The organism is Salegentibacter sp. (assembly GCF_036568425.1).
Classification (GTDB): Bacteria; Bacteroidota; Bacteroidia; order Flavobacteriales; family Flavobacteriaceae; genus Salegentibacter.
Window position 1 is genome coordinate 1 of record NZ_DATCSO010000064.1, and the last position, 3986, is coordinate 3986.

4 protein-coding genes are annotated in these 3986 nt (G+C 38.4%); 2 read left to right on the forward strand and 2 right to left on the reverse strand.

What is annotated here, in order from left to right; genetic code table 11:
• Positions 1-122: 122 nt before the first annotated feature.
• Entirely contained in the window at positions 123-839 is a 717-nt protein-coding gene (locus VIM94_RS05985; protein WP_332038376.1) for an energy transducer TonB, read from the reverse strand.
• A gap of 214 nt (positions 840-1053) precedes the next feature.
• Between VIM94_RS05985 and VIM94_RS05990 the strand changes: the two genes are divergently transcribed.
• Positions 1054-1491, forward strand: a complete 438-nt coding sequence (locus VIM94_RS05990) for a hypothetical protein (RefSeq protein WP_332038377.1) — start codon at positions 1054-1056, stop codon at positions 1489-1491.
• Here VIM94_RS05990 and VIM94_RS05995 read toward each other — a convergent pair.
• Entirely contained in the window at positions 1453-2553 is a 1101-nt protein-coding gene (locus tag VIM94_RS05995; protein ID WP_332038378.1) for an endonuclease/exonuclease/phosphatase family protein, read from the reverse strand. The two genes, VIM94_RS05990 and VIM94_RS05995, sit on opposite strands and share 39 nt — an antisense overlap.
• 119 nt (positions 2554-2672) lie before the next feature.
• Here VIM94_RS05995 and VIM94_RS06000 point away from each other — a divergent pair.
• Positions 2673-3986 (forward strand): carboxypeptidase-like regulatory domain-containing protein (locus VIM94_RS06000; RefSeq protein WP_332038379.1); only part of this gene is annotated, 1314 nt, incomplete at its 3' end.

Consider the following 3986-nt stretch of genomic DNA (forward strand, 5'->3'; position numbering starts at 1 on the left):
AATCCTTTTCTGTATTCTTTAGCGTTCAGGTTCGAGATCGAGGTATAAAGAAATAGGCTTAAAATGAATAGTAAATTATACTTCATGAATTGAGTTTTATAGGTGTAGCAGTAAGTTGATCTTTAATCCTGAACCTGGAAAATTATAGGTAAGGCATAACTCACAATTACCGGTTTTCCGCGTTGTTTTCCGGGTTCCATTTTTGGAAGAGCTTTTATAAGGTTTATGGCTTCTTCTTCCAGCTTAGGGTGCGGTGCCCGGGCTTGGATATTTGTTATATTCCCTTTGGTATCTATTTGGAAAAGAACAGTTATACGGTTTATGCCACTTAGACCTAATTCGCTCCCCAGGTCCTTATTGAATTTTTTGTTTACATAATCAGTGATTTTTTCGCTCATACAGCTTTTTCTCAAAGCATTATCATTAAGAGCTTCACAACCAGGGAATATCGGCACATCTTCAATTAAAGTAAAAGGTATTGTAGCTACTTTTTCCTCCGGTTTATGTTCTACTATTTCCTCTGGCTCAACAATATCTTCAAGACTTATCTCAGTAGTCTCAATTTCGTCTTCTTTAAGGTCCGGATCATCTTTTACTACATCTATTCCTTCTGGAATTACAGGAGGCTTGGGAGGCGGAGTATTCAATTGTTCGGTAATTGGAATTACTTCTTCCTCAGGTGCATCCATAAAGACTTGTTCTTTTGTAAACTCCTTCTTATCATAGGTTTTCCATTCTATTAGGAGCAAGCTGGCCAACAAAGCGACGATAAGGCCCAGGGATAAAAACAGGTTTGACTTTTTCTGAAGATCGGCTTTGGCATTTTTCTTAGGTTTCATAAGATATTAGATTATAGTTAGTAAATAAATAATAAAAAACTCAATAGGGTGGCCGGTACTTTGAATGAGTAACAATTAAAATGCCAAAAATTAACAAAATCATAAATTCATTTTGAAGTAGCTTTATGTGAATCAGGATGTCTAATTTGAACTAAGAAGTACATTTAAGTTGGGTTTTTATAGAAAATCCTATCTTTACTAAAAATTTACTTTTATGTATCCAACCATACAATTCATACATTCTTACTGGGCTTATCTGGTTTTAATTGTTCTTTTTATCGCGTCGGTTAATGCCATTGTTGGTTACGCCAGTAATAAGGAATATGGGGCAACCAATTTTCGCCTTGCGCTTTTTACGCTTATTAATTCGCATATTCAATTGTTAATTGGACTTGTGCTTTATTTTGTGACTCCTTATTTCCAGGCCTTTTCGGAAGTAGGAATGGGCGGAGTAATGAAAGATGCTACACTTCGCCTTTACAATGTAGAGCACCCTTTAATTATGATTATTGCAGTGGTTTTAATTACCATAGGGTATTCAAAACATAAAAGCAAACTTACATCCAAACCAAAATTTAAAATCCTGGCCATTTTCTATACCATCGCCCTGATTTTAATGCTCAGCAGGATTCCCTGGAGCGCCTGGTTTTAAATTTATTTCCCTGATTAAATAAATATATACCGGGAAATGGTCGCTGTAGCCGCCCACGTAGCCTCCATAGCCATAACTTCGGAAGGGATAACCTTTATATTGTCCGCTGGGCGTATGTAAGTAATTCCTGTTGAAGATTCCGGCTTTATAGAATTGATATTTCGAATAATCCTTTTGAAGAAACCCGCCGGTGAGCATTATCTGGTCAAAGAGGTTCCAGGCATCGCGGTAGGCTAAAGTCCCCAGGCCTTGTTTTAACATTTTTTCCATGGGGTTATAGATTTCCCTGAAGGCTGTCTCTTCCGGACTTGCTTTAGTCTTTAATACCTCCTTAAAACTCTTGTTGGTGGGATCATCATTAAAATCGCCCATGCTTATAATTTTTGCATAAGGATCTTCCTGAAAAATAGAATCCATAATTTTCTGGTTGAGTGCAGCAGCTTTCTCTCTTTTATAACTACTCCTGGCTTCGCCCCCACTTCTGGAAGGCCAGTGATTTACCATGAAATATATTTTTTCACCATCCAGGAATCCGGTAACCACTAATTGATCTCTTGTATAAACCCGTTTCTCCTGATCTATAAAATCATAGATCATAAGCCGGTGGGATTTGGAATTGGTAAGCTTAAAGATTGATTTCTTATAAATTAGAGCGACATCAATGCCTCGACGGTCTGGAGAATCATAATGTACAATCCCGTAATTCGAGTTAATAAGGACTTCCTCATTAAGAAGATCTTCCAGCACTTGCCGGTTTTCTACCTCGCAAAGCCCTATTATAGTTGGAGAAGTTCCTGTCACATCCTTTCCGATTTCTGAGAGTACCCTGGAGATATTTTTAAGCTTGTCTTTGTACTTTTCTTCTGTCCAGACATCTTTTCCTTCAGGAGTGCGATCATCGTCAAAAGTAAAGGGATGATTTTCGGTATCGAATAAATTCTCAACATTATAAAAAGCGATGCTATTGATATTGAAATTTCGCTTTTCCTGAGCAAAGCCGTAATCAACAAAAATCAAAAAACATAGATAAGCGGTTAGTACCCGTATTTTTCCCCTAAGCATTTCCTTACAAATTATTTTAATTTCATAACATAATCTGCTTAAATTTAGAATATTACGTAATTAAAAGCTAAAATTATAAGATAAAATTAGGGCTTTATATGATGAGGTTAATTATTCTTATGAGTTTTTGTTTCTGTCTTTTTTCAGTAGGGGCTCAGGAAGCTCTTTTGAAGGGAAAGCTTGTTGATGCTGTTACTTATAAAAAGATACCCGGAGTCGTGGTAATTATTGAAAATACCTCCCATAAAAAAATTTCTAATGATAAGGGGAATTTTGAATTCTTAGGAGAAGATCTGCCAAAGGGTAACCAGGTATTGCAATTTTCCAAAGAGGGCTATGTAAAATTAAGATTGCCGGTAATTATTGAGCCGGGGGTAGAAAAGGATCTGGATTTGATTCCTTTTCAGCCCGATTTGTTGCAGGAACAGCTTCAGATAAGTACCATAAGCCTTTCTGCCGATGAGCTGAATGAAGATGAAGCCAGTGTAGATAATATTTCAGGCCTTCTACAAGCCTCCCGGGATGTTTTTCTAAACGCTGCGGCCTTCGATTTTAGTCAAACCTTCTTTCGTCCTCGGGGTTACGACAGTGCACATGGCAAGGTGCTCATAAACGGCATTGAAATGAATAAAATTTTTACTGGCAGACCACAATGGAGTAACTGGGGTGGCCTTAATGATGTACAGCGGAACCAGGTGTTTTCTATGGGGCTTTCTCCCAGTGAAGTCAGTTTCGGCGGCCTTGCAGGAAGCACTAATATCATTATGCGGGCCTCCCGGTACTCCAGGGGTGGAAGAATTTCCTATGCCTTTGCCAATCGTAGTTATAATGGCCGTATTATGGCAAGTTATAGCTCAGGAGAATTACCGAAAGCCTGGGCATATTCGGTTTCGGTTTCCCGAAGGTTTGCCGAAGAAGCTTACAAAGATGGGACGCTTTATGATGCCAATGCATTTTTTATAGCCGTGGAAAAGAAATTCAACGAAACCCATAGCCTTAATTTCACCGGAATTTATACTCCAAATATCAGGGGGAAATCTTCCCCGAATACCCAGGAAGTTTTCGAACTTAAGGATAGAAGGTACAATGCTTATTGGGGTTATCAGGATGGAGAAATAAGAAACTCCAGGTTGCGGGAGATAAAAGAACCGGTATTCATGTTTAATCATTTCTGGACGGTCTCAGATAAAACTGAAATAAATAACAACGTCTTGTTTCAATTTGGAAAAACCGGAAACAGCAGGATAGATTATGGTGGTACGCGGCTGGTCATGCTCGGCGATCAGGAAAGTTTTATTGGAGGGGGCGCCAATCCCGATCCTACTTATTATCAGAAATTACCAGGATATTATTTGCGTTTTAATGATAATCCAAATTACGAAGCCGCATTTAGAGTCCGGGACGATTTCATTGAAGAAGGACAATTGGATTGG

Excerpts from the sequence above, each read along its gene's own strand:
- VIM94_RS05995 (WP_332038378.1), bottom strand. The coding sequence starts at position 2,553 with ATGCTTAGGGGAAAAATACGGGTACTAACCGCTTATCTATGTTTTTTG.
- VIM94_RS05985 (WP_332038376.1), bottom strand. The coding sequence starts at position 839 with ATGAAACCTAAGAAAAATGCCAAAGCCGATCTTCAGAAAAAGTCAAAC.
- VIM94_RS05990 (WP_332038377.1), top strand. The coding sequence starts at position 1,054 with ATGTATCCAACCATACAATTCATACATTCTTACTGGGCTTATCTGGTT.